20 protein-coding genes are annotated in these 22,513 nt (G+C 69.0%); 13 read left to right on the top strand and 7 right to left on the bottom strand.

Features of this window, described 5'->3' with window-relative positions:
- Positions 1-33 precede the first annotated feature (33 nt).
- Complete coding sequence (locus ABN034_RS00970) at positions 34-1,872, top strand: ABC transporter substrate-binding protein (RefSeq protein WP_349689062.1); 1,839 nt, start codon at positions 34-36, stop codon at positions 1,870-1,872.
- Between the two features lie 225 nt (positions 1,873-2,097).
- On the opposite strand, the gene ABN034_RS00965 is transcribed toward ABN034_RS00970, so the two are convergent.
- Entirely contained in the window at positions 2,098-3,318 is a 1,221-nt protein-coding gene (locus ABN034_RS00965) for an ABC transporter permease (protein ID WP_349689061.1), read from the bottom strand.
- Between the two features lie 174 nt (positions 3,319-3,492).
- Entirely contained in the window at positions 3,493-4,473 is a 981-nt protein-coding gene (locus ABN034_RS00960) for an ABC transporter ATP-binding protein (protein ID WP_349689060.1), read from the bottom strand.
- Between the two features lie 363 nt (positions 4,474-4,836).
- Here ABN034_RS00960 and ABN034_RS00955 point away from each other — a divergent pair, with 363 nt between their 5' ends.
- On the top strand, positions 4,837-5,136 hold the full coding sequence (locus ABN034_RS00955; protein WP_349330737.1) for a DUF4193 domain-containing protein: 300 nt from the start codon (positions 4,837-4,839) through the stop codon (positions 5,134-5,136).
- A 163-nt stretch (positions 5,137-5,299) separates the two neighbouring features.
- Here ABN034_RS00955 and ABN034_RS00950 read toward each other — a convergent pair whose 3' ends face one another.
- Both ABN034_RS00950 and ABN034_RS00945 read right to left on the bottom strand, forming a co-directional pair.
- Positions 5,300-5,590 carry a DUF4235 domain-containing protein gene (locus tag ABN034_RS00950; protein WP_349689059.1) on the bottom strand — a complete coding sequence of 97 codons (291 nt, stop codon included), beginning with the start codon at positions 5,588-5,590 and terminating at the stop codon, positions 5,300-5,302.
- Between the two features lie 52 nt (positions 5,591-5,642).
- Positions 5,643-6,158, bottom strand: coding sequence for a DUF3093 domain-containing protein (locus ABN034_RS00945; protein ID WP_349689058.1), 516 nt, complete (start codon positions 6,156-6,158; stop codon positions 5,643-5,645).
- A gap of 53 nt (positions 6,159-6,211) precedes the next feature.
- Here ABN034_RS00945 and dut point away from each other — a divergent pair, with 53 nt between their 5' ends.
- From dut to ABN034_RS00925, 4 genes are all read left to right on the top strand, one after another.
- A complete protein-coding gene (dut, locus tag ABN034_RS00940; protein ID WP_349689057.1) occupies positions 6,212-6,697 on the top strand; it encodes a dUTP diphosphatase in 486 nt (161 codons plus the stop codon).
- 1 nt (position 6,698) lies between these two features.
- Positions 6,699-7,427 (top strand): DUF3710 domain-containing protein, encoded by a 729-nt coding sequence (locus ABN034_RS00935; RefSeq protein WP_349689056.1) that lies wholly within the window; start codon positions 6,699-6,701, stop codon positions 7,425-7,427.
- 109 nt (positions 7,428-7,536) lie between these two features.
- Complete coding sequence (locus ABN034_RS00930) at positions 7,537-7,938, top strand: OB-fold nucleic acid binding domain-containing protein (RefSeq protein WP_349689055.1); 402 nt, start codon at positions 7,537-7,539, stop codon at positions 7,936-7,938.
- 9 nt (positions 7,939-7,947) lie between these two features.
- Positions 7,948-8,658 carry a DUF3159 domain-containing protein gene (locus ABN034_RS00925; protein WP_349689054.1) on the top strand — a complete coding sequence of 237 codons (711 nt, stop codon included), beginning with the start codon at positions 7,948-7,950 and terminating at the stop codon, positions 8,656-8,658.
- Positions 8,659-8,688: 30 nt separating this feature from the next.
- On the opposite strand, the gene ABN034_RS00920 is transcribed toward ABN034_RS00925, so the two are convergent.
- Together ABN034_RS00920 and ABN034_RS00915 are read right to left on the bottom strand one after the other, a co-directional pair.
- On the bottom strand, positions 8,689-9,375 hold the full coding sequence (locus ABN034_RS00920) for a potassium channel family protein (protein ID WP_349689053.1): 687 nt from the start codon (positions 9,373-9,375) through the stop codon (positions 8,689-8,691).
- Positions 9,375-10,037 (bottom strand): potassium channel family protein, encoded by a 663-nt coding sequence (locus ABN034_RS00915; protein ID WP_349330729.1) that lies wholly within the window; start codon positions 10,035-10,037, stop codon positions 9,375-9,377. Before ABN034_RS00915 ends, ABN034_RS00920 begins: the two co-directional genes overlap by 1 nt.
- 172 nt (positions 10,038-10,209) lie before the next feature.
- On the opposite strand from ABN034_RS00915, the gene ABN034_RS00910 reads away from it, so the two are divergent.
- The gene (locus tag ABN034_RS00910) at positions 10,210-12,252 is read left to right on the top strand and encodes an APC family permease (protein ID WP_349689052.1); all 2,043 of its coding nucleotides are present in this window, start codon (positions 10,210-10,212) and stop codon (positions 12,250-12,252) included.
- A 29-nt stretch (positions 12,253-12,281) separates the two neighbouring features.
- Here ABN034_RS00910 and ABN034_RS00905 read toward each other — a convergent pair whose 3' ends face one another.
- A complete protein-coding gene (locus ABN034_RS00905) occupies positions 12,282-12,821 on the bottom strand; it encodes a CGNR zinc finger domain-containing protein (RefSeq protein WP_349689051.1) in 540 nt (179 codons plus the stop codon).
- A 415-nt stretch (positions 12,822-13,236) separates the two neighbouring features.
- On the opposite strand from ABN034_RS00905, the gene ABN034_RS00900 reads away from it, so the two are divergent.
- The 6 genes from ABN034_RS00900 to ABN034_RS00875 all read left to right on the top strand — a co-directional run bounded on the left by ABN034_RS00900 (position 13,237) and on the right by ABN034_RS00875 (position 22,463).
- Positions 13,237-13,803 carry a hypothetical protein gene (locus ABN034_RS00900; protein ID WP_349689050.1) on the top strand — a complete coding sequence of 189 codons (567 nt, stop codon included), beginning with the start codon at positions 13,237-13,239 and terminating at the stop codon, positions 13,801-13,803.
- Between the two features lie 136 nt (positions 13,804-13,939).
- Positions 13,940-14,689, top strand: coding sequence for a YcnI family copper-binding membrane protein (locus ABN034_RS00895; protein WP_349689049.1), 750 nt, complete (start codon positions 13,940-13,942; stop codon positions 14,687-14,689).
- Positions 14,686-15,390 (top strand): copper resistance CopC family protein, encoded by a 705-nt coding sequence (locus tag ABN034_RS00890; protein ID WP_349689048.1) that lies wholly within the window; start codon positions 14,686-14,688, stop codon positions 15,388-15,390. Before ABN034_RS00895 ends, ABN034_RS00890 begins: the two co-directional genes overlap by 4 nt.
- A 10-nt stretch (positions 15,391-15,400) precedes the next feature.
- The gene (locus ABN034_RS00885) at positions 15,401-17,500 is read left to right on the top strand and encodes a bifunctional copper resistance protein CopD/cytochrome c oxidase assembly protein (protein ID WP_349689047.1); all 2,100 of its coding nucleotides are present in this window, start codon (positions 15,401-15,403) and stop codon (positions 17,498-17,500) included.
- 197 nt (positions 17,501-17,697) lie between these two features.
- Positions 17,698-20,526 carry an aconitate hydratase gene (locus ABN034_RS00880; RefSeq protein WP_349689046.1) on the top strand — a complete coding sequence of 943 codons (2,829 nt, stop codon included), beginning with the start codon at positions 17,698-17,700 and terminating at the stop codon, positions 20,524-20,526.
- Positions 20,523-22,463 carry a beta-L-arabinofuranosidase domain-containing protein gene (locus ABN034_RS00875; RefSeq protein ID WP_349689045.1) on the top strand — a complete coding sequence of 647 codons (1,941 nt, stop codon included), beginning with the start codon at positions 20,523-20,525 and terminating at the stop codon, positions 22,461-22,463. The genes ABN034_RS00880 and ABN034_RS00875 overlap by 4 nt, the downstream gene beginning before the upstream one ends.
- Positions 22,464-22,513: the final 50 nt, after the last annotated feature.

Here is a 22,513-nt window from a genome sequence, read left to right as displayed (position 1 = left end):
ATGCGGCACAACCCTTTGATGGGGAGGAACCCAATGAATGCAACACCTGGCCCGGTCGAGCGGGAGTTGTCCCGTCGACACGTGCTCGAGATCTTCGGTTTCGGTGCCGCGGGGGCGGCCCTCCTCGCCGCGTGTGGCGGCGGCGGGGGCGGGACAGGCACCGGTGGCGGTGGCGGTGGCGGTGGAGGCGGCAGTGCCGAGTTCGCCGGTGCGTGGCCATACCAAGTGCCGCCGAAGGGTCACTTCAACCTGATGAGCGGTGTCACCGACGGCATCATCGCCGGTGGTGCCTATCAGGACCTGGTGGTCCTGCCCGGTGGGATGTACTACTGGGCGGACAAGAAGTGGGAGCTGCTGCTCGCCGAGAACTTCGCCATCGACGACGCTGCCAAGACCTTCACCTACACCGTGCGGTCCGGGCTCACCTGGAGTGACGGCAAGCCCATCACCAGCAAGGACGTCGTCACGACCTTCTGGTGTCTGCGGGTCATGCGTAACGTCGTCTGGAACTACGTCTCCAAGGTCGAGGCGACCGATGACCAGACGGTCGTCTTCACGATGAACAACCCGTCGACGGTGCTCGAACGTTACGTCCTTCGGCAGGCGATCTTCGCTGACGCGGTCTACGGCGAGTTCGCCACCCGTGCTCAGGAGCTGTTCGACGGCGGCAAGGACCTCGACAGTCCCGAGGGCGGCACGCTCAACAAGGACCTGCAGGCGTTCCGGCCGGAGGCGGGCAAGTTCCTCGCCAGCGGCCCGTTCACCTTCGACACCAACAGCATCACCAACGCCCAGCTGACGCTCGTCAAGAATGACAAGGGTTACCTGGCCGACACGGTGAAGTTCGACATCGTCACCCTCTTCAACGGCGAGACCCCGACGATCACCCCGCTCGTGCTGAGCAAGAAGGTCGACTACGCGACCCACGGGTTCCCGGTGGCAACGGAGAAGGAGTTCATCAACAAGGACATCCGGGTGCTCCGGCCACCGGTCTACTCCGGTCCCGCCCTCTTCATCAACCTCGACAAGCTCAAGGAATTCAAGGACGTCAAGGTCCGGCAGGCGCTCGCGCACGCCATCAACCGCGACCAGAACGGCACGGTCTCGCTCGCCGAGTCCGGCAAGGGCGTCAAGTACATGGCGGGGTTCTCCGACATCCAGGTGCCGGACTGGCTGAGCCAGGAGGAGCAGGACCAGCTCAACCCGTACGAGTTCGACCAGGACAAGGCGGCTTCCCTGCTCACCGAGGCAGGCTGGAAGAAGCAGGGCAACAACTGGCTGAAGCCCGACGGTAAGCCGGCAAGCTACGAGCTGACCTTCCCGGCCGAGTTCGCGGACTGGTCTGCCGCGGGTGCGGAGCTCGCCAAGCAGCTCTCGTCGTTCGGCATCCAGGTGAAGGGTCGTGGCGTCACGCACACCCAGCAGCCGATCGATGTCGACAAGGGCGCGTTCGAGTTCGCGATCCAGGGGTGGGGCGCGGGCAACCCGCATCCGCACTTCGCGTTCGTCGCGGACTTCTTCACCCACAACATCCCGATTGCGGCCAACCAGGGCGGGAAGGGCAGCGCGTTCGAGCTGAACCAGACCACGGAGGCGTTCGGCAAGGTCGACCTGGAGAAGACCGTCACCGAGGCGGGCCAGGGTCTCGACGAAGCGGAGCAGAAGAAGAACGTCGCCACCGCGGCGATCGCGTTCAACGAGCTGTTGCCGATCATCCCGATCTTCGAGCGGTACGGAAACAACGCCGCGCTGGAAGGGGACCGGGTGAAGGCCTGGCCGCCGGACGATGACCCGATCCTGCTCAACTCGCCGTACGCCGACAACTTCACGGTCCTGCTCATGCTGACCGGGAAGCTCGAACCCGCCGGCTGAGCGAGAGTTCGGCCGACCCCACGCGGTCAGTGGAGCGGCGGAGCAACACGGGCGGACCCCCGACAGGCATGCCCTGTCGGGGGTCCGTCCGTGTCCAGGTCACCCGACCCCTCGGGTCATGCTTTGTGGTCTGCGCTTCGCGCCAGGCGCTTGCCTTGGATGAGGGTGCCCTCCTCCAATACCTCGTTGGCGCCGTGCGCCCCTCACACAATGTGCCGTGCGAACTCATCCGGCGGACAAGGCCTCCTCCGCCGTTTCCGGCCGCCGCCTCGCGCCGAGCCAGGCGTCCTTGAGCGAGATCTTCGCACCCATCCGCAGGATCGCCCCCTCGTAGATCCGGGCGCCGGCGACGACGAGAAACGCGATGGCCGCCAGCATCAGGCCCAACGCGAGTCCCGTCTCCCACCAGGGCGCCGAGCCGCGGGACATGCGTACCGGCGCGCACAGCGCGGAGAAAGGTGGGATCACGCCGAGCAGTCGCGACGCCAAGCCGTCAGGGTTGAAGTTGACGTAGAACGTGGCGAAGAACGACACCATGATCAGCATGTTCGCCGGCCCGATGACGTTCTGCAGCTCCTCCTGACGGGACACTCGCGCGGCGCTCGCCGCGAACACCGCACTGTAGAAGGCGTAGCCGAGAACGAACCACAACAGGACGAACCCGACCGGGACCAACAGGTCCGGCGTCACCTCCAGCATCCCCGTGGCGTTGCCGAGCAACAAGCCGAAGGCCGCGATCAGAGTCAGCTGGAGGAACCCGAGCAGCCCGATGCCGAGGATCTTCCCGGCCAGCAGGGCCTTGGTGTTGATCGCCGAGAGGATCAGCTCGACTACCCGGCTCGCCTTCTCCTCCACGATTCCGAACGCCACCCACATGCAGTAGCCGATGATCTGGCCGTAGAGGACGATGCTGCCGATGAAGGCCACCTGACCCCGCTGCTCGGCCTTCGGGTCCGGCGGGTCGAGCGCGTCGACGGCGAGCGGAGGCACGGACTGGACGGCCCGCGCTTCGTCCAGGTCGAGCCCCTTGGCGCGAAGCTGCGCCGTGGCGGTCACGTCGCGATGGGCCGCCTGCAGCGCGGCCGCGAGCGTGTCGTCCAGGTCCTCCTTGACGAGGATCTTGTCTTTCATGATGTAGGCGTCGAGGTCGCCGTCCTCGACGGCCACCTTGGCACGCGCCTCGGAGGAGTACTGGTGCTGCTCGACGGTGATGCCGAGCAGCTGCTCCTGGGCGTTCACCGCCGCCGACAGCTTGTAGATGCCGTCGGCGATCGCCACCTTGTGCGTACCGTCATTGCCGAACAGTTTCGGCATGAACAGCACGGCTCCCAGGATCACCAGTGTGATCACGGTCGAGAACCAGAACGACCGGTCACGCAGCCGTTCGGACAGCTCACGCCGGGCGACAGTCCGCGTCGCCTCCCGGAAGGTCAGAGCCGCGCTCATGCTGGTCTCCTTTCGCATGGCCGCTGCGGTGCCTCACTTCGGCACACCTCGTCCCTCGGCGTACCTGCGTGGGGGCTCCTCGCGCTCATGCTGGTCTCCTTTCGCATGACCGCTGCGGTTCCTCACTTCGGCACACCTCGTTCCTCGGCGTACCTGCGTGGGGGCTCCTCGCGCTCATGCGACGACCTCCGTCTTCTGCGAGTCCTGCGTTCCGGTGGCGTTCCCCGGAAGGGCGCTGTCAGCCTCGGAGACGGCTTCCCGGAAGAGCTCCGCCAGCGTGGGGGTCAGCCAGCGGAACTCCTGGACCGCGCCAGCGGCACGGGCAGTGTCGAGCAGGAGTTGGTCGTCGGTTCCCTCGGCGAGCTCGACCACCGTCTCCGTGGCCGCCCTCTCCGTCGGTCCAACGGCAGCCCGCTCGGTGAGGACCTGGGCGCCCCGCACTGCCGCGCTCCACCCCGGCGGTGCGCCGACCACCACCCGGTAACGGCGTGGACGGTCCTTGTTGCGAAGGTCCTCGACCGGGCCGGACGCGACGATCCGCCCCGCCTGGATGATCCCGACGGCATCGCACAACCGCTCCACGAGCTCCAGCTGGTGGCTGGAGAAGAGGACGCCGACACCTCGCCGGACCCGCTCGCTCAGAATGTGGGCGAGGGCATCGACCCCTACCGGGTCGAGGCCGGAGAACGGCTCGTCGAGCACGAGCAGGTCCGGATCGTGGACCAGCGCGGCGGCCAGCTGCACCCGCTGCTGGTTGCCGAGGGACAGTTGCTCCACGCGTTCGTTCGCTCGGTCGGCCAGGCCGAACTCGCCCAGCAGCGAGGCGACCGACGCGGCTGCCACCGTCGGCGGGGTCCCGCGCAACCGGGCCAGATAGATCAGTTGGTTCCGGATCCGCATCTTGGGGTAGAGGCCGCGTTCTTCGGGCATATACCCGAAACCCCGGCGGGCGTCGGCATCAGCCGGTCGACCGTGCCAGTGGACGGCACCGGCGTCCTGGGCCAGGACACCCATGAGTATGCGCATCGTGGTCGTCTTGCCAGCGCCGTTCGTCCCGACGAATCCGACCATCTGGCCGGGCAAAACGGACAAGGAGAGGTTATCGACGGCGACGCGGTCGCCGTATCGCTTGGTTACGCCAAGTAGTTCGAGCACCAACCAAGGCTCTCAGGCGTACACCTTGCTCGATGTCATCCTCGGGGACGGTTTCCTATCGCTCCGGGGTAGGATCCGGGCGCCCCCCATGAAAGAGGGGTGACAGTGACACAGGCGTAACGGGGATGTACGTCCGCAAGATCACGAGCGACACGCGGATCCAGTACGAGTGTGCCGGATCCGCATAGGGCAGAATCTGCGCCCGCGAATCGGGCACAAGTTCAGCCCGCCACGCGTTACGTGCTCGACAAGCGGTGATGGGCGCACCGCCAAGCGCGCCACCACCAGAGGGGGTCGAGCGCGACGTTTGCGCACAAGGATGTGCGTACCGCAACACCCGCTGAGCCAGGGGGAAGAGGGACGATGGCCACCGACTACGACGCGCCACGCAAGACAGACGAAGAGCTCTCCGAGGACAGCATCGAGGAGCTCAAGGCGCGGCGCATGGACAAGAACTCAGGGAAGGTCGACGTCGACGAGGCCGAAGTAGCCGAGACGTTCGAACTTCCCGGTGCCGACCTGTCCAACGAAGAACTATCCGTGCGGGTGCTGCCCCGCCAGTCAGACGAGTTCACCTGCTCGAACTGCTTCCTGGTCCACCACCGGAGCCAGCTCGCATTCGAGAAGAAGGGCCAACCGGTCTGCCGCGACTGTGCTGCCTAGCCCGGTCCGGGCCGCCTGCTGGTGGCCACGGACAAGGGTCTGGCCCCGCTCGCAGGAACGCGTCCGGCGCCGTGTTGACCGCTCGAGAAGTCGGTCGGCACGGCGCCGGACGCGTCGCGTGTGACCCGCGCTGGCCCTATGAGCCGGAAACCGGATGCCCGCGTCACGCGGAGTCGTCGGGCCGCAGGCCGGGCGGCAGCTCACCGGTCCACTTGCGCCACATCCGGGCGGCCTGACGGCCGGCAAGGAGCCTGGCGACCGCGACCCCGACACCACTCGCCACCGCCCAGGTGACGGCTTCGCGCCAGGTGAGGTCCGGATCGTCCGGGTCGGCCGGCGGCTCATTGCCGGTGATCCAGCGCCAGCCGGTGTCGACCACCTTCTTGGTCACCGCCACGGCGGCGAAGGTGCTCAGGCCGCGTACGACAGTCCATCCAAGCTTCGACCCAGCCACGTGAAACCTCCGTTCTTGTCCCGAGTCTTCCACGCGGTACCGGTCCGCGGGGTCAGTCTCGAGTCCTCGCAGCCGCCACCGCGTCGTCGAGCGCGCGGGCGAGGGCTTCCGGGCGTCGGGTCGCGACGTACCAGTACGGCGTCGGATCAGCGGGGTCGGTGACCTCGACGCGGATCCCGCGGGGGAGGTACGGCCGCAGGAACATCCGCGCGGTCGCGTCTGCCGCCGGCCCGCGGAGGGCACGCGCCTGCGCGGACGAGAGTGGAAGCGCCGAGCCCACCGCCGTGAGGGGGAGGCGGGCAGAGCCCACCCGGAGCGAGTGCTGGTCGACCCGGATCGCGAGCCGACCGTAGACGAGGAGGCCGGCGGCGCACAGCAGCGTCGTGGCGAGTCCGGCGAGGTGCCCACCGAGATGCGGCCACCCGTGCTGGGCCGCGAACCAGAAGGAGCCCGCCAGCCCGCCCACGACCAACCACCACCAGACCGGGACCCACAGGCGCTCGGTGTAGCGGGTGGCGCCAGCAGTGGACTGGTGCCGGTCCGGGTCGATCTCCGCCGGTGCGTTCACGACCGCCAAGCCTCCCATCCACCCGCTCGGTGCCACGGGTAGGGTCGGGCACCGTGACCCCCGAGAACGACGTACCGGTTCTCATCCGGCGTCTCGACCCAGACGTCACCATTCCCGCCTATGCTCATGCGGGTGACGCCGGTGCCGATCTTGTCACCACGGTTGGCCTCACCCTCCAGCCGGGGGAGCGTTCGGTCGTCCCCACTGGCATCGCCCTCGCGCTGCCGGCCGGGTACGCCGCCTTCGTCCATCCGAGGTCCGGCCTCGCGGCACGATGCGGGATGTCGATCGTGAACGCGCCTGGCACCGTCGACGCCGGCTACCGGGGAGAACTCCGCGTCGTCCTGATCAACCTCGACCCGCACCAGCCGATCGAGCTTCGCCGGGGCGACCGGATCGCCCAACTCGTCATCCAGCGTGTCGACCGAGCCCGCTTCATCGAGGTCGACACCCTGCCCGAATCGCTGCGAGGTGACGGCGGCTATGGCTCGACCGGTGGCTTTACCGAGGCGGGCCAGACCCGTGGGGGAGGAACCTGACGTGATCTTTCGCAAGGCGCAGCCTTCACAGACGACCTCCGATCTCGACGCGCGGGACCGGAGGCGTCGCGGCCGAGGTCCCGACGACGCCATGCCTGACCAGGCGGCGTGGGATCCAGCAGATCCGTACGCCGGGGGTGCACCGACCGCCGCTTCCGGAGCCCCCGGCGTCCCCTCACGCCCAGGACCCTACGACTCCAGCGAGGTGGAGCACGGCTCCGATCCCGCGGCGGCCGGCCGGGACGACTTCGGCGCCCTGCAGATCCCCAGAATGGCCGGAGTCGAGGTCAAGGTGGGAATCAACCAGGCATCACAGGTGGATGCCGTGTTCCTCGTGCAGGGCGCATCAGCGCTCGAGCTACGCGCCTTCGCGGCGCCGAAGAGCCGCGGCCTCTGGGACGAGGACCGGCGCAGCGTCTCGGCCGACGTCACGCGAGCGGGCGGGGTCGTGACCGAAGGGGAGGGCCCGTTCGGACGCGAGCTCAAGGTGATCATGCCGGGTCGGACACCTGACGGTCAGCCGGTCAACAAGACCTTGCGGTTCGTCGGCGTCGACGGCCCACGCTGGGGCCTCCGCGGCACCCTGCACGGCCAGGCCGCCTCGGACCCGGCGGCTGCAGGCCCCCTGCTTGCCGCCATGTCCGCGATTGTCGTCGTGCGCGGCAAGAGTCCGATGGCGCCCGGCGAGATGATCCCGTTGCGCGACCCCCATGCTGCGCGACCTACGTAGGCGGGCTCGGAACGGCTCCGCAGCCGTCCGGCGACTGGTCGACCGGCCGAAGCGGCACGGGCACGGGTAACCTGCGTCGCATGACCGAGGCCAGGAGGCGTGACGCCCCATGAGTGAGGGTGGAAAGACCACGCGCACCGGCATGTGGCGCCGCGCCCTCTCCCGGCTCGCCAGCAGCCAGGACGCGCTGGAGGCCGCCGAGCTGCAGGACGACGTGTTCGAATCGGGCTATGAGCCGATCGGGAGCTGTGCTCACCGTGAACAGGTCCAACTCTGCGGCACCCTCCGCACGGTCACCCTCCGACCGCGAGGCGGCGTCCCGGCGCTGGAGGCCGAGCTGTACGACGGTTCCGGCTCCGTCACCCTGGTCTGGCTGGGCCGGCGCCGGATCGCCGGCATCGAACCGGGGCGCGGCCTGATCGCGAAGGGGCTGATCGCTTTCCGCGACGATGAGCGGATCATGTACAACCCACGCTATGAGCTTCGGCCCTCAGATGACCCGGACCAGTAGGGAGCAGCGGTGACCGACCAACCGCCAGCCGAACAACAGCGCGTGGACGAGCCGGAACCTTCGGCGCAGGAAGGGTTCTCCCTCGTCCGGGCGTTCGGCGGCTGGGGAGGCATGCTCGACGCGGGTATACCCGGCGTAGCTTTCCTCATCGCCTACACGGTGTCTGGCCAGGATCTCCGGTTGGCGCTGATCATCGCCCTGTCGGTCGGTGCGGTGTTGGCCGTGATCCGGCTGGTACGTCGCGACCCGCTACAGAACATCATCGGCGGCTTCATCGGCGTCGCCATTGCCGCGCTGATCGCGAACGCCACCGGGAAGGCCGAGGACTTCTATCTCCCGGGTCTGTTCATCAACGCCGGCTACGCCGTGGCCTATCTCGTCGGAAACCTCCTTCGCTGGCCGCTGATCGGTCTGATCGTGGGCTTCGCCGCGGGCTGGGGAACCACCTGGCGGCAGGATCCCGTGCTGCTGAGCGCGTTCATGCGGGCAGGTTGGCTCTGGGTGGGTCTGTTCGCGGTCAAACTGGCGGTGCAGTTGCCGCTGTATCTCGCCGGCGAGGTCGTCGCACTCGGAATCGCCCGGGTGGCCCTCGGCTGGCCGTTGTGGCTGCTCGTCCTGTGGCTCAGCTACATCGTGATCAAGGGCTCGGTGCCGCGGGAGCACTGGGCGGCGGTGAAGCAGGCCGCCGACAAGATCGGGCAGGCCCGTGGCGGCTCCTGAGGTCCCGACGACACACGTGACAAAGCCGCCCTACCTGTCTTCGGTCGGAGGCTGGGTCTCATGCGGTGACAGGAGTTCCTGAAGTTCCTTCTCCCGCTCGGGAATGGCGACGAACAGCAACTCGTCATGACCCTCGAGGGGGGTGTCGCCGGTCGGCACCAACACCCGCCCGGACCGGACAATCGTGACGAGCGTGGTGTCAGGCGGCCAGGAGACGTCCTGGACGCGCCGGCCGATCGTCGTGGAGTCCTCCGGAAGGGTGAGCTCGACGAGGTTGGCCTCACCCTGTCGGAAGGTGAAGAGGCGTACGAGGTCGCCGACACTCACGGCCTCCTCGACGAGTGCGGCCATGATCCGCGGCGTCGAGACGGCGACGTCCACACCCCAGGACTCGTTGAACATCCACTCGTTCTTGGGGTGGTTGACCCGGGCGACCACCCGCGGGACACCGAACTCGGTCTTGGCCAGCAGGGACACGACGAGGTTGACCTTGTCGTCTCCCGTCGCGGCGATGACGACGTCGCAGCGGTGCAGGGCGGCCTCGTCGAGCGTGGAGAGCTCACAGGCGTCGGCCAGGAGCCACTCCGCGTGCGGGACGACCTCGACCTTCATGGCGGCCGGGTCGCGGTCGATGAGGAGGATCTCGTGGTGGTTCTCGACCAGCTCACTCGCGATGGACTGGCCGACGTTGCCGGCACCGGCGATGACCACGCGCATCAGAGTTCCTCCGGACCCGAGGCGAATGCGTTCTCCACCTTGTCGATCGTGCCCTCGCGCATGATGACGTGAACGAGGTCGCCGTCCTGCACGACCGTGTCGGGGCCGGGCAGGACGCCCTCGCCGAGCCTTGTCAGGAACGCCACGCGGGCCCCGGTGGTCCGCTCCAGATCGCTCACCCGGTGGCCCACCCAGGCCGCGTCGATGTGGATCTCGGCCAGGCGTACGGTCCCCGTGGGGTCACGCCACTCCGGCTCGGATCCTTCCGGCAGCAGCCGGCGGATGATCTGGTGGGTCGTCCACGGAATCGTGGCGACCGTGGGAATGCCGAGGCGCTGGTAGACCTCAGCACGCCCAGGGTCGTAGATCCGGGCGACGACGTTCTCGACCCGGAAGATCTCGCGGGCGATCCGGGCGGACAGGACATTGGAGTTGTCGCCGCTGGAGACCGCGGCGAAGGCTCCGGCCTGCTCGATACCGGCCTCGGCGAGGACGTCGCGGTCGAAGCCCATGCCGGTGACGGTCCGGCCGCCGAAGCTCGGGCCGAGCCGGCGGAATGCCTCCGTCGCCCGGTCGACCACGGCGACGCTGTGGCCGCGGTCCTCGAGGCTGTGCGCGAGTGTGGAACCGACGCGTCCGCAGCCCATGATCACGATGTGCACGGTGTCCTTCTTCGCCCGATCGCTGGTCGGATCGTCCCTGACGCTACACCGCGTCACCCCGCCGGTGGCGGACCGGGCATCGGACTCTGCCTGATCAGCAGCGCGCCCCGGCGCGGAAACCCGTACGGTGCCCGCCGACCGGCCGTCCGTCGCTACCTCTAGCATCCTTGCCGTGGGAATAGGCGACCTCGGCAAGCGGCTGCTGATCGGGCGCAAGCTCCGCAGTACCCAGATCCACCAGACGCTCCTGCCGAAGCGCATCGCCCTCCCCGTCTTCGCCAGCGACGCACTGTCCTCCGTGGCGTACGCACCGGACGAGATCTTCATCATGTTGTCGTTCGCCGGCCTCTCCGCGTACGCCTTCTCCTGGAAGATCGGCATCGCGGTCGGGATCGTCATGCTCGCGGTGGTGGCGTCGTACCGGCAGAACGTGCAGGCGTATCAGTCCGGCGGCGGCGACTACGAGGTCTCGACGGTCAATCTGGGTCACGCGGCCGGGCTCACCGTCGCCAGTGCCCTGCTGGTCGACTACGTGCTCACGGTGGCGGTGTCGATCTCCTCGGCCGCGCAGTACGCCGCGACGGCGATCGAGTCGTGGCAGGGGCACCAGACGACGGTCGCGGTGATCGCCACGCTCTTTCTCATGGCGATGAACCTGCGCGGGATCCGAGAGTCCGGTACGGCGTTCGCGATCCCGACGTACCTTTTCATGGCGGCGATTCTCGGGATGTCGCTGTGGGGGCTCGTCCGCTACTTCCTCGGGACGCTGCCGGACGCCGAGTCCGCCGATCTCCAGATCGCCGCCGAACCGGAGTTCGCGCAGGGCTTCGCGGGGCTTGCCGCCGCGTTCCTGCTCCTGCGGGCGTTCGCGTCCGGTTGCGCCGCGCTCACCGGCGTGGAGGCGATCAGCAACGGCGTTCCGGCGTTCCGCAGACCCAAGGGGCGCAACGCCGCGGCGACCCTGCTCCTGCTCGGCGTCATTGCCGTGGTGATGGGCCTGAGCGTCAACCTGCTGGGCAACGCCATGGGCGTGCGCATGGTCGAACGCCCAGCGACCCAGCTGCTCAACCCGGACGGCACTCCGGTGGGACCGGGCTATCACCAGGACCCGGTGATCAGCCAGCTCGCGGGAGGGATCTTCGACCACTTCCCGATCGGGTTCTACTTCGTCGCCGCGGCGACCGGCGTGATCCTGGTGCTGGCCGCCAACACGGCGTTCAACGGGTTCCCGGTCCTGGGGTCGATCCTGGCCCGCGACGGCTACCTGCCGCGGCAACTGCACACCCGCGGCGACCGGCTGGCGTTCAGCAATGGGATCGTCCTGCTGGCGGGGTTCGCGATCGTGTTGATCGTCGCGTTCGACGCCGAGGTCACCTCGTTGATCCAGCTCTACATCGTCGGCGTGTTCGTGTCGTTCACGGTGAGCCAGACCGGCATGGTCCTGCACTGGACAGCGCTGCTACGGACGGAGCAGGATCCGGGCGCCATCCGGCGTATGCAACGCAGCCGGTTGATCAACGGCTTCGGGCTCAGCGTGACCGCTGTCGTGCTGGTCGTCGTCCTCGTCACGAAGTTCACCCAGGGAGCGTGGATCTCGATCCTCGCGATGGCGGTGCTCTTCGTCCTCATGCGCGGAATCCGGGCGCACTACGACCGGGTGGCCCAGGAGTTGACGGCGGCGCCGGAGGATGAGCTGACCTTGCCGTCCAAGGTGCACGCGGTCGTCCTGGTCTCGAAGCTGCACCGGCCGGCGTTGCGGGCGCTGGCGTTCGCGCGGGCGTCGCGTCCGGACGTGCTCGAGGCGTTGACCGTGGATGTCGATCCGGAGGAGACCCGCAAACTCGTCGAGGAATGGGACCGTCGCGGCATCCCGGTGCCACTCAAGGTCCTCGCTTCGCCCTACCGCGAGATCACCCGGCCGATTCTCGACTACATCCGTCACATCCGGCGGGCGAGTCCGCGCGATGTGGTGACCGTGTACATCCCGGAGTACGTCGTCGGGCACTGGTGGGAGCACCTGCTCCACAACCAGAGCGCGCTTCGGTTGAAGACCCGCCTGCTCTTCACCACGGGCGTGATGGTGACCAGCGTGCCGTACCAGCTGCGTTCGTCGCAGATCGCCGAACGCCGGGCCGAGCGGCAGGTCAACGCTCCCGGTGGCGTACGACGCGGCGGACCCCGGCGGACCGGCGGGAGGCCGTCCGCACGGCGGTGACCACACGTGGCCCACCTCGGGCGCGTCGGCTACTTCTGGCGCTGGGTGGCTCGGTGACGGTGGTCGGCGACGCGGACTCGGTTGGCGCACCGGAGCGAACAGAATCGGCGCCGTCCTCCCCGTGACGTGTCGACGAACACGAGGCCGCACTTGTCCCGGTCGCAGCGCCCGAGCCGTTGACCTCCGGCGTCGCACAGTGCGTGCGCGAGTCCGGCCGCGGTCTGTGCCCGGACCCGCGTCACGACGTCGGGATCCTCGGGGAAGTAGTGCAGGTGCGGAAACCGGCCACCGTGCTGGCTCACGAACGGCCGGCTGGCTCCCTTCTCCAGCAGTGCGTTGATGGTGTCGACCTGATGCTCGAGGGACGTTTCTCCGTACGCCTGACGCAGTGAGTCGGCCCAGGTACGCAGTTGCGCGGCCTGAGTTGCGGAGAGCGTCCTGGTATGGACGTCGTGGGCAGCCAGCAATGCACGCAGGCCGTCCGGATCGTCGGCGCCGTGGGTGTGGCAGAAGTTGACCAGCGCGGTCGACAGTTGTGCCGCGGACCCGCCGTAATGGTTGAAGTGCACAAGCCCATGACAGCATGCTGGGGTGGTGCGACACAACAGCCCACATTCCGCATCCTGCCCGCCGGCGTCCCCGTCACCCAGTCCGTCACCCAGTCCGTCGCCCTGCCCGTCAGCGTGTCCGTCGTGCGGGTGGAGGTTGGCGGATCCGGGGGTGCGGCACCTGTCGTGGCACGCGACCTCCACCGGGTGGGTGGGGTACCTCCGCTGCGTGTGTGGTGACGTCGTGGTCATGGTGGCCGGAAGGGTCGCGGCGGCGGCCGGGCTCGCGGAGAGCGTGCCTCCAGCCCCGGGGGACTGATCGCCTAGACTCGGGCGGCAGATGAGGCCGGCGGCCGGCGGGCGTCAAACCTCCTGATCGCGGCCGTCGCGCCAGCGTCCAGCCCCGCAGTGCCACCGATGAGAGGGGACGCCAAGCGTGAGCCACCCGGGCCGAGGCCTGCTGCGTGTCGCGCGCGGCGGTCTTCTCGCCGTGTGCTGCGCCATGCTTGCCCTGGCGGGGCACGTCATCGGCGGTGGAGATGTCCCGAAGGCACACACCTGGGTCGCGGTGGCGGTGCTCACCGGCGCGGGGTTCAGCGTTCTCGCCGACCGACAGCGCTCCTTCGGCCAGGTACTCGCGGGGGCGGTGGCCGCGCAGGCGGGGTTCCACCTCGCGTTCTCGCTGACCGGCCCGGGTGCTGGCGATCACGCCCAGCCCGCCGCCGGCGGGTCTCACGGCATGGGCCTGCCCACGGATCTCGCCATGGTCGGCGGCCACCTGCTGGCAGCCGCCGGCACCGCCGCACTGGTGACCCACGGCGACACGGTGCTCTGGTCACTCGTCGAGCTTCTTGGGCTCGTACGCATGCCCCCGCTGGGCGCACCGCTCGTGGTCACCGTGCCGTGCTCACCGGCGCCCTCGCCGCCGGACCTTCCTCGACCGGGCGCCAGCCTGTGCGCCCGGGCGCATCCCAGGCGTGGGCCCCCGCTGCGTACTCGCTGACGTTCCACGTCGAGCCGAGCCGCGGCGACGCGATGTTCGCCGCCAGCTTCTTATCGCCAGGCGTTGCTGACGCGCAGCCGACCTCACCGAGTCGACGGTCGGTGCGCCGCATGCGCCACGTCACCGAAGGGTTCTCATGTTTTCCCACCCAGTTCGCCGCGGCGCGGTCGTCGCGGCGGCGACCGCGAGTGCGCTGGCCCTGCTCGCCGGGCCAGCGTTCGCCCATGTGACGGTCAATCCCCGGGAGGAGACGCAGGGCAACTACGCCAAGCTCGCCTTCCGTGTCCCCAACGAGTCCGACACCGCCGCCACCGTCAAGGTCAAGGTGTCCTTTCCATTGAAGACCCCACTGGCCTCGGTCCGCGTGAAGCCGCACGACGGCTGGAAGGCACAGGTCACCAGGACCAAGCTGCCCGAGCCGGTCGAGTCGGGCGACTACACCTTCGAGGAGGCGGTCAGCGCGATCACCTGGACCGCCGAGAAGGGCGTCAGGATCGGCCCGGACGAGTTCGACGAGTTCGAGGTCTCGGTCGGCCCACTACCGGAAGAGGAGTCGCTGGCCTTCCCCGCCGTCCAGACCTACGACGACGGCGAGGTGGTCGAGTGGACCGAGCCGGTCCGTGAGGGCGCTGCCGAGCCTGAGCACCCGGCACCCGTTCTCACGCTCACGCCAGAAGAAGGCGGCTCCGGCCACGGCACCGCACCCGCGGCCGACAAGGATGAGTCCGGCTCCGACGACCCGGCCGCGCCCGTCGAGGTGGCGGCGGTCGGGACGTCCGACCAGACCGCACGGCTGCTGGGCGGTGCCGGGCTGGGTGTCGGCGTCCTCGGCCTCGCCGCTGCCCTGCTGCTCCTGCTCGCCGTACGCCGCAAGGACGCCGGGTGACGGTCGTCCCGAGGGGACGTGGTGGCTCGCACCCCGGGTGGGAGCTGGCCACCGCGACCCCCCTTGTCCGGGTCCTGACGCTCGCGGTCATCCTGGTGGGATGCACGCTCGCCCAGCTCGCCGGACCGGTACCGGCGTCTGCACACAACTCGTTGGTGTCGAGCACGCCCGCCGACGGTGCGAACCTGCGACAGGCCCCCACGGCGGTGACGCTGACGTTCGACCAGCCGGTCGGGCGCCGGTTCGGCGTGGTGGCGGTCACCGGACCCCGGGGCGAGAAGGTCCAGGCCGGTGCGCTCGAGGTCTCCGGAGCGAAGGCGACGCAGCCGCTGCGGACGCTGAACCTGCCCGGCACCTACCAGGTCGCCTGGCGGGTCGTCTCGGTGGACGGGCATCCGATCACGGGCACTTTCCGGTTCCGGCTCCAGAAGGGGGCCGCGGGCCTCGCACCGTCGCCGGCGGACTCGGCGACACCCTCGACGGCTGCACCCTCGGCAACGGACCCGCCGACCGATTCCCTCACGGACCCGCCGACCGATACGCCGGCGCCGTCCGGCACGGCCACGACGCGGGCGAGCGGAGGCGGCAGTCGCTGGCCGATCATCGTGGGTGGGCTGGCCCTGATTCCGTTGATCGCCGTCGGCGTGGTGCTCGCCGTGCGGCGCAGCCCCACGTCGCCGGACTCCGGCGCCCACGGATGAGGAACCGCTGATGGCGACGGAACGCCGGAGTCCCGGTCTCGACCCGCGCGCCGCACCCTGGCTGGTCGCGGCGGCTGTCGTGTTGGGTGCGCTCGGTGTGCTCCTGGTCGCGCTGGGGGTGGGTGGGGGTGGACCGCAGCAGGCCGCGCCAGGTCTTCCCGACCCTGGTGCCCTCACCGGTTGGGGGATCCCGGTCGCCAAGCTGACGATGGACCTCGCCACCGTCGGTGCGGTCGGGTCCCTGCTCCTCGGCGTCCTGGCACCGTCACGTGGCGACGATCTCGATCCCGTCGCCGCGCGTGCGGTCCGTTCCGCCGCCGGGTGGGCATGGGTCTGGGCCGTCGCGGCAGCCGGCACGCTGGCGTTGACGCTGTCGGACTTCCTCGGCGTACCCCCTGGACAGGTCGACTACCAGAGCACGCTGCTGGGCTTCATCGCGGAGGTGTCCCAGGGACGTGCCCTGGGCGTGGTCGTCGTGCTCACCGTCGTTCTCGCCGGGGCGGCGCGCAGCGTCCGCACCCCGAACGGCGCGGCCCTCCTGCTGATCCTCGCGATCGCGGCAGCGCTTCCGCCGGTCCTGACAGGGCACTCGGCGGGGGCGGCGAACCATGACATCGCGACGTCGAGCCTGATCGTCCACGTCGTGGCGATCACGCTGTGGGTGGGTGGCCTGCTCGGCCTCGTGGTCTACGCGCGCTCGAGCCGAGCCGTCCTGCGTACCGCGGTGCCTCGCTTCAGCACGGTGGCGCTCTGGTGCTTCTGCGCCGCGGCAGCGTCGGGAGTCGTCAACGCCTGGGTGCGGATCGAGAGCGTCGAGCAGCTCGTCTCGACGTCCTACGGTCGGCTCGTCCTCGGCAAGGTCGTCGCACTGGTGGCACTGGGGGCGTTCGGCTGGTGGCATCGCCGCGCGATACTGCCCCGGTTGGAGCGCGAGGACTCGGGAGTGTTCCGCCGGTTCGCGGCGGGTGAGGTTGCCGTCATGGTGGCGACGGTGGCGCTGGCCGTGGCCCTGGCGCGAACTCCCACGCCGGTCGGGGAGGAGCGCCAGGCGGCCACGACGGCCGGCGCGCTCATCGGCTACGACGTGGCGCCGTTCTCGTTGTCGCGGGTGTTCTCCGAATGGCGGATCGACAGTCTCGTCCTCACGCTGGCGGCCATCGGGCTCGTGTGTTACCTGCGAGGCGTACGACGGCTGCGGGCCAAGGACATCCGCTGGCCGGTCGGTCGCACGATCGCCTGGGTTTCGGGCATCGCCGTCGCGGTGGTCGTGCTCTGTGGCGGAGTCGCGACGTACGCACCTGCGATGTTCAGCGTCCACATGGTCCAGCACATGACCCTGACGATGCTGGTGCCGATCCTGCTCGTCATGGGAGCGCCGGTGACCCTTGCCCTGCGGGCGTTGCCGGCGCACCATCGATCGATCGCGAGGACATACGGCGGGACCGAAGGACCGAGCGGCGGCGCCGGCGAGGAGGAGGCGGCGATCGATCGCGTTGGTACGGCAACAGATCGCGGACTCCGCGAGTGGCTCCTCGTCGTGCTCCACAGCCGCGTCGTGCGGGTGCTGACCTTCCCACCGGTCGCGCTTGGCCTCTACATCGTGAGCCTCTACGCCTTCTATCTCTCGCCGATGTTCGTGTGGGCGATGCGCTCGCACAGCGGGCACCTGGCGATGGCGGCGCACTTCCTGCTCGTCGGTGGCCTTTTCTTCGCGACGGTGATCGGCCTCGATCCGTTGCCGCACAAGCTGCCGCCGCTCGGCCGGATGGTGATGCTGTTCGCGTCACTTCCGTTCCATGCGTTCTTCGGCGTGATCGTGATGACGAGCACCACCCTGATCGGCGCGGCGTGGTACTCCTCCCTCCGGTTGGGTTGGGTCGATCCGCTGGTCGACCAGAACGTCGGCGGAGGCATCGCGTGGGGCGCGGCCGAACTCCCGTCCCTGCTGGTGTTGGGCGTGATCTTCGCCCAGTGGATGCGATCGGACACCCGCGAAGCGCGGCGTTTCGACCGGCGCGTGGACGCGGGGACAGACGTCGAGTTGCCGGCGTACAACGCCTGGCTCGCCCAGCTCGCGGCGAGGGAACAGCGGGGTACCAAACCGCACTGACCTTTCTCCTCGCTGGTCCGGGCATGCCGGCCCGGTCGGGTGGCGCGGTCCCGGCGCCACCGTGTATCTTGACATCGAGATACCTGTCCACCGCGAGCCGGTGAGTTAGGGCACCCTGACCAGTTCTGTCCGTGTTCGCGTAGGCAGGATGGCGACGAGGTACGCCCGCAGCAGCCGACGACGAGGGAGTACGCACAATGGCGAGCAACGACAACGGCGGCGGCCAGGGCCGGTTGGACAGCTTCGGCGCCCGGGGCCAGCTCGACGTCGGTGGCACGGCGTACGAGATCCACCGGCTCGCCGCCGTCGACGGCGCCGACCGTCTTCCGTACAGCCTGAAGATCCTGCTCGAGAATCTCCTGCGGACCGAGGACGGCGCCAACGTCACCGCCGACGACATCCGTGCCCTCGCCGGCTGGGAAGCCGAAGCCGAACCCAGCAAGGAGATTCAGTTCACCCCTGCCCGGGTGATCATGCAGGACTTCACCGGCGTACCGGCTGTCGTCGACCTCGCCACCATGCGCGAGGCCGTGCGCGATCTCGGCGGCGACCCGGCGTCGATCAATCCGCTCTCACCTGCGGAGCTGGTGATCGACCACTCCGTCATCGCCGACGTCTTCGGTGCGCCGGACTCGTTCGCGCGCAACGTCGAGATCGAGTACGAACGCAACGTCGAGCGGTACCAGTTCCTGCGCTGGGGTCAGGGTGCCTTCGACGACTTCCGCGTCGTGCCGCCCGGCACCGGCATCGTCCACCAGGTCAACATCGAGCACCTCGCCCGCGTGGTGTTCGAGCGCGACGTCGACGGCGTGACACAGGCCTATCCCGACACGTGCGTCGGCACCGACTCGCACACCACCATGGTCAACGGTCTCGGCGTCGTCGGATGGGGTGTCGGCGGCATCGAGGCCGAGGCCGCCATGCTCGGCCAGCCGATCAGCATGCTCATCCCGCGCGTCGTCGGCTTCAAGCTCTCCGGCGAGCTGCCCGCCGGCGCGACGGCGACCGACCTCGTGCTCACCATCACCGAGATGCTGCGCAAGCACGGGGTGGTGGGGAAGTTCGTCGAGTTCTACGGCCCGGGTGTCGGCGCGGTGCCGCTCGCCAACCGCGCCACGATCGGCAACATGTCGCCGGAGTACGGCTCGACGATCGCGGTCTTCCCGATCGATGACGAGACCGTGCGCTACCTGCAGTTGACGGGGCGTTCCGCGGAGCAGGTCGCTCTGGTGGAGGCGTACGCCAAGGAGCAGGGCCTCTGGCACGACCCGTCGCGAGAGCCGGACTACTCCGAGTACCTCGAGCTCGACCTGGCGAGCGTCGTCCCCTCCATCGCCGGGCCGAAGCGACCGCAGGACCGGGTGAGCGTGAGTGCGGCGAAGCAGGCGTTCCGCACGGTGTTGGGCGATTACGTCGGCGACGCCCAGCCGGTCGAGGAGAGGGGCTACGACGAAGCTGACGCGGAGTCGTTCCCCGCCAGCGACTCGCCCTCCTACACCGGCAGCAACGGCGCTGACGCCCCGCGCACCTTCGAGTCCGCCGCCGCGTCCGGCAACGGTCGCCCGAGTTCGCCGACCCGAATCACGCTCGCCGACGGCACCGAGTGCGAGGTCGACCACGGCGCCGTCGTGATCGCGGCGATCACCTCCTGCACCAACACCTCCAACCCGTCGGTGATGGTGGGTGCGGCGCTGCTCGCGAAGAAGGCCGTGGAAAAGGGGCTGACCAGCAAGCCGTGGGTCAAGACCACGTTGGCGCCGGGGTCGAAGGTGGTGATGGACTACTACGAGCGCGCGGGTCTGACTCCCTTCCTCGACAAGCTCGGGTTCAACCTCGTCGGCTACGGCTGCACCACCTGCATCGGCAACTCCGGACCGCTCATCCCCGAAGTGAGCCAGGCGGTCAACGACGCCGACCTCGCCGTCGTGTCGGTGTTGTCCGGCAACCGGAACTTCGAAGGCCGGATCAACCCCGACATCAAGATGAACTACCTCGCCTCGCCACCACTCGTCGTGGCGTACGCACTCGCCGGCAGCATGGACGTCGACCTCGTGAACGATCCGTTGGGCCAAGACTCGGTGGGCAACGACGTCTTCCTCGCCGACATCTGGCCGTCGGAGAAGGAGATCGAGGACGTCGTGGCGGGCGCGCTCGCTGCCGAGATGTTCACCCGCGACTATGCCGACGTCTTCGCCGGCGACGAGCGCTGGCAGAACCTTCCCACGCCGCAAGGCGATCTCTTCGCGTGGGACGCCGACTCGACCTACGTCCGCAAACCCCCTTATTTCGAAGGGATGCCGGCGTCGCCGGCGCCAGTGTCGGACATCACCGGCGCACGTGTGCTGGCGAAGCTCGGCGACTCGGTGACGACGGACCACATCTCCCCGGCCGGCTCGATCAAGCGGGACAGCCCGGCCGGTGCGTACCTCCTGGAGCACGGTGTCGAACCGCGGTCGTTCAACTCGTACGGCTCGCGACGCGGCAACCACGAGGTGATGATCCGCGGGACGTTCGCCAACATCCGCCTGCGCAACCAGCTCGCGCCCGGCACGGAGGGTGGCCTCACCCGCGACTTCACCGCCGGTGGCGAGGTGGCGACGATCTACGACGCCTCGATCCACTACCAGGCTGCCGGAACCCCGCTGGTCGTCCTTGCCGGCAAGGAGTACGGCTCGGGCTCGTCCCGCGACTGGGCGGCCAAGGGCACCGCGTTGCTCGGTGTCAAGGCGGTGTTGGCGGAGTCGTACGAACGCATCCATCGGTCCAATCTCATCGGCATGGGCGTGCTGCCGCTGCAGTACGCGCCGGGGGAGTCGGCTGAGTCGCTCGGACTCACCGGCGAAGAGACCTTCGACATCGTGGGGATCGAGGAGCTGAACTCCGCTAGGACCCCGCGGGAGGTGACGGTGCGCGCGGACGGCAAGGAGTTCCGCGCCGTCGTCCGCATCGACACTCCCGGCGAGGCCGACTACTTCCGCCACGGCGGGATCATGCAGTACGTCCTGCGTTCCCTGCTGTCACGTTGAGCGGCCTGCGTCCGGCTGCCCTGCGAGCCCTACCGCTCGGTCAGCTCCGGCCCGCGGGCTGGCTCGCCCGCCAGGTCCAGACCCAGGCCGACGGCATGGCCGGCCACCTCGACGAGATCTGGCCCGACGTCGGCGATAGCGCCTGGATCGGCGGGTCCGCCGACGGGTGGGAACGTGGCCCGTACTGGCTGGACGGCGTGACGCCGCTCGCGTTCCTACTCGACGACGTGATGCTCCGCGCGAAGGTCGACCGGTGGGTGGCGGCCATCCTCGACCGCCAGACCGACGACGGCTGGCTCAGCCCGTGCCCCGATGGCCAGGCCCGCACGGACGCCGATCCTCGCGCCGCCGGAGACGTGTGGCCGCGGATGGTGGTACTCAAGGCGCTGCTGCAGTACCACGCGGCGACCGGTGACGAGCGGATCGTCAAGGCGGCCTTGCGGTTCGCGCGCGCACTCGCGCCACGACTCGACCGGACTCCGTTGCACGACTGGGGTCGCAGCCGGTGGGCTGACCTCGTGCTGTCCCTGCACAGGCTGTACGACCTGACCGGCGAGTCGTTCCTGCTCGACCTCGCCAAGGCCGTGCATCGGCAGGGGTACGACTGGACCGCGTTCGCGGAATCGCTTCCTTACCGCGACAAGGTGCCGCAGGCGACCCTCGACGACTTCCGGCGGCGAGCCGGCGGCGTCTGGATGAACGACGACATGATGGCGACCCACGGCGTCAACGTCGCCATGGGGATGAAGGCGCCCGCCGTCTGGTCGCGCCAGAGCGAGGATCCCGCACCGCCCGAGCTTCTCGGCCGCCTGCTCGCCCAGCTGGACCAGCACCACGGGCAGGCATCCGGGCTGTTCAGTGCCGACGAACACCTGGCCGGCCGACACCCCTCCCAGGGAACGGAGACCTGCGCGGTCGTCGAGCAGATGTTCTCCCTCGAGACCGCCGTCGAGGTCTGGGGTGCGGCGGAGGCACTCGTCGACCGGCTGGAACGCCTTGCCTACAACGCCCTTCCGGCCTGCGCGACGGTCGACGACCGTGGGCACCAGTACGTCCAGCAGGCGAACCAGGTCGTGTCTCACGTGACGCAGGACCGCATTTACACCAACAACGGGCCGGACGCGAACGTCTTCGGCCTCGAGCCGCACTTTGGTTGCTGTACCGCCAACCGCCACCAGGGTTGGCCGAAGTTCGCTGCCCGCCTCTGGATGGCCACCCCCGACGACGGGCTGCTCGCCCTGTCGTACGCACCATGCGTGCTCGAGACGAGCGTTCATGAAACGCCCGTGCGGGTGGAGGTGCGCGGAAGCTATCCGTTCGACGACACGGTCACCGTCGTGGTTCGGGTTGACCAGCCGGTTGCGTTTCCGCTGTCGCTGCGCGTGCCGGGCTGGGCCGTGGACCCGCGCCTGTCTGTCGGTGACGCCCCGCCTGTCGCACTCGATCCCGGCAGCGTCCACCGGATGCACCGGGAGTGGGTGGGGGAGCAAGTGCTCACGCTCCGCCTGCCCGCCCGGATGCGGGCCGAACAGCGCCCGAACAACGCCGTGACAATGTGGCGCGGTCCGCTCGCCTTCGCCCTCGCGGTAGGGGAGTCGTGGCAACGCAAGGGCGGCCACGAGTCGTACCCCGACTGGGAGGTACACCCGACGACACCGTGGAACTACGCCGTCGAACTCGATCCGGCCAATCCAGAGAAGTCCTTGACCGTACGCCGACAGGCAGGCGTAGGCCCGCCCTTCTCACCGGAAGGCGTGCGGCTCGCGGTGCACGCCACAGGTCGGCGACTTGCGAACTGGAGAGTCGAGCACGGAGCCGCCGGCAGTCCACCACCCAGTCCTGTCGACACCAAGGCAGGGACGGACCAGGTCGTCCTCGTTCCATATGGTGCCGCCCGCCTCCGCGTGACCGAGCTCCCGTGGATGCCGCCACGCTGAAATCCGGACGGCAGAGGACTCTGCGCGCGGCTCCACGTAGGTTCTTCCTG

This window comes from Actinopolymorpha sp. B11F2 (assembly GCF_040195635.1).
In the GTDB taxonomy this organism is placed as follows: Bacteria; Actinomycetota; Actinomycetes; order Propionibacteriales; family Actinopolymorphaceae; genus Thermasporomyces.
The sequence above is the reverse complement of the archived record's forward strand: the minus strand, read 5'-3'. Positions and strand labels throughout refer to the sequence as shown.

What these genes read in the sequence shown, in the direction of transcription:
- ABN034_RS00930 (WP_349689055.1), top strand. Translation starts at nt 7,537, where the DNA reads ATGAGTGAGGGTGGAAAGACCACGCGCACCGGCATGTGGCGCCGCGCC.
- ABN034_RS00920 (WP_349689053.1), bottom strand. Translation starts at nt 9,375, where the DNA reads ATGCGCGTGGTCATCGCCGGTGCCGGCAACGTCGGCCAGTCCATCGCG.
- ABN034_RS00965 (WP_349689061.1), bottom strand. Translation starts at nt 3,318, where the DNA reads ATGAGCGCGGCTCTGACCTTCCGGGAGGCGACGCGGACTGTCGCCCGG.
- ABN034_RS00970 (WP_349689062.1), top strand. Translation starts at nt 34, where the DNA reads ATGAATGCAACACCTGGCCCGGTCGAGCGGGAGTTGTCCCGTCGACAC.
- ABN034_RS00955 (WP_349330737.1), top strand. Translation starts at nt 4,837, where the DNA reads ATGGCCACCGACTACGACGCGCCACGCAAGACAGACGAAGAGCTCTCC.
- ABN034_RS00895 (WP_349689049.1), top strand. Translation starts at nt 13,940, where the DNA reads ATGTTTTCCCACCCAGTTCGCCGCGGCGCGGTCGTCGCGGCGGCGACC.
- ABN034_RS00885 (WP_349689047.1), top strand. Translation starts at nt 15,401, where the DNA reads ATGGCGACGGAACGCCGGAGTCCCGGTCTCGACCCGCGCGCCGCACCC.
- ABN034_RS00880 (WP_349689046.1), top strand. Translation starts at nt 17,698, where the DNA reads ATGGCGAGCAACGACAACGGCGGCGGCCAGGGCCGGTTGGACAGCTTC.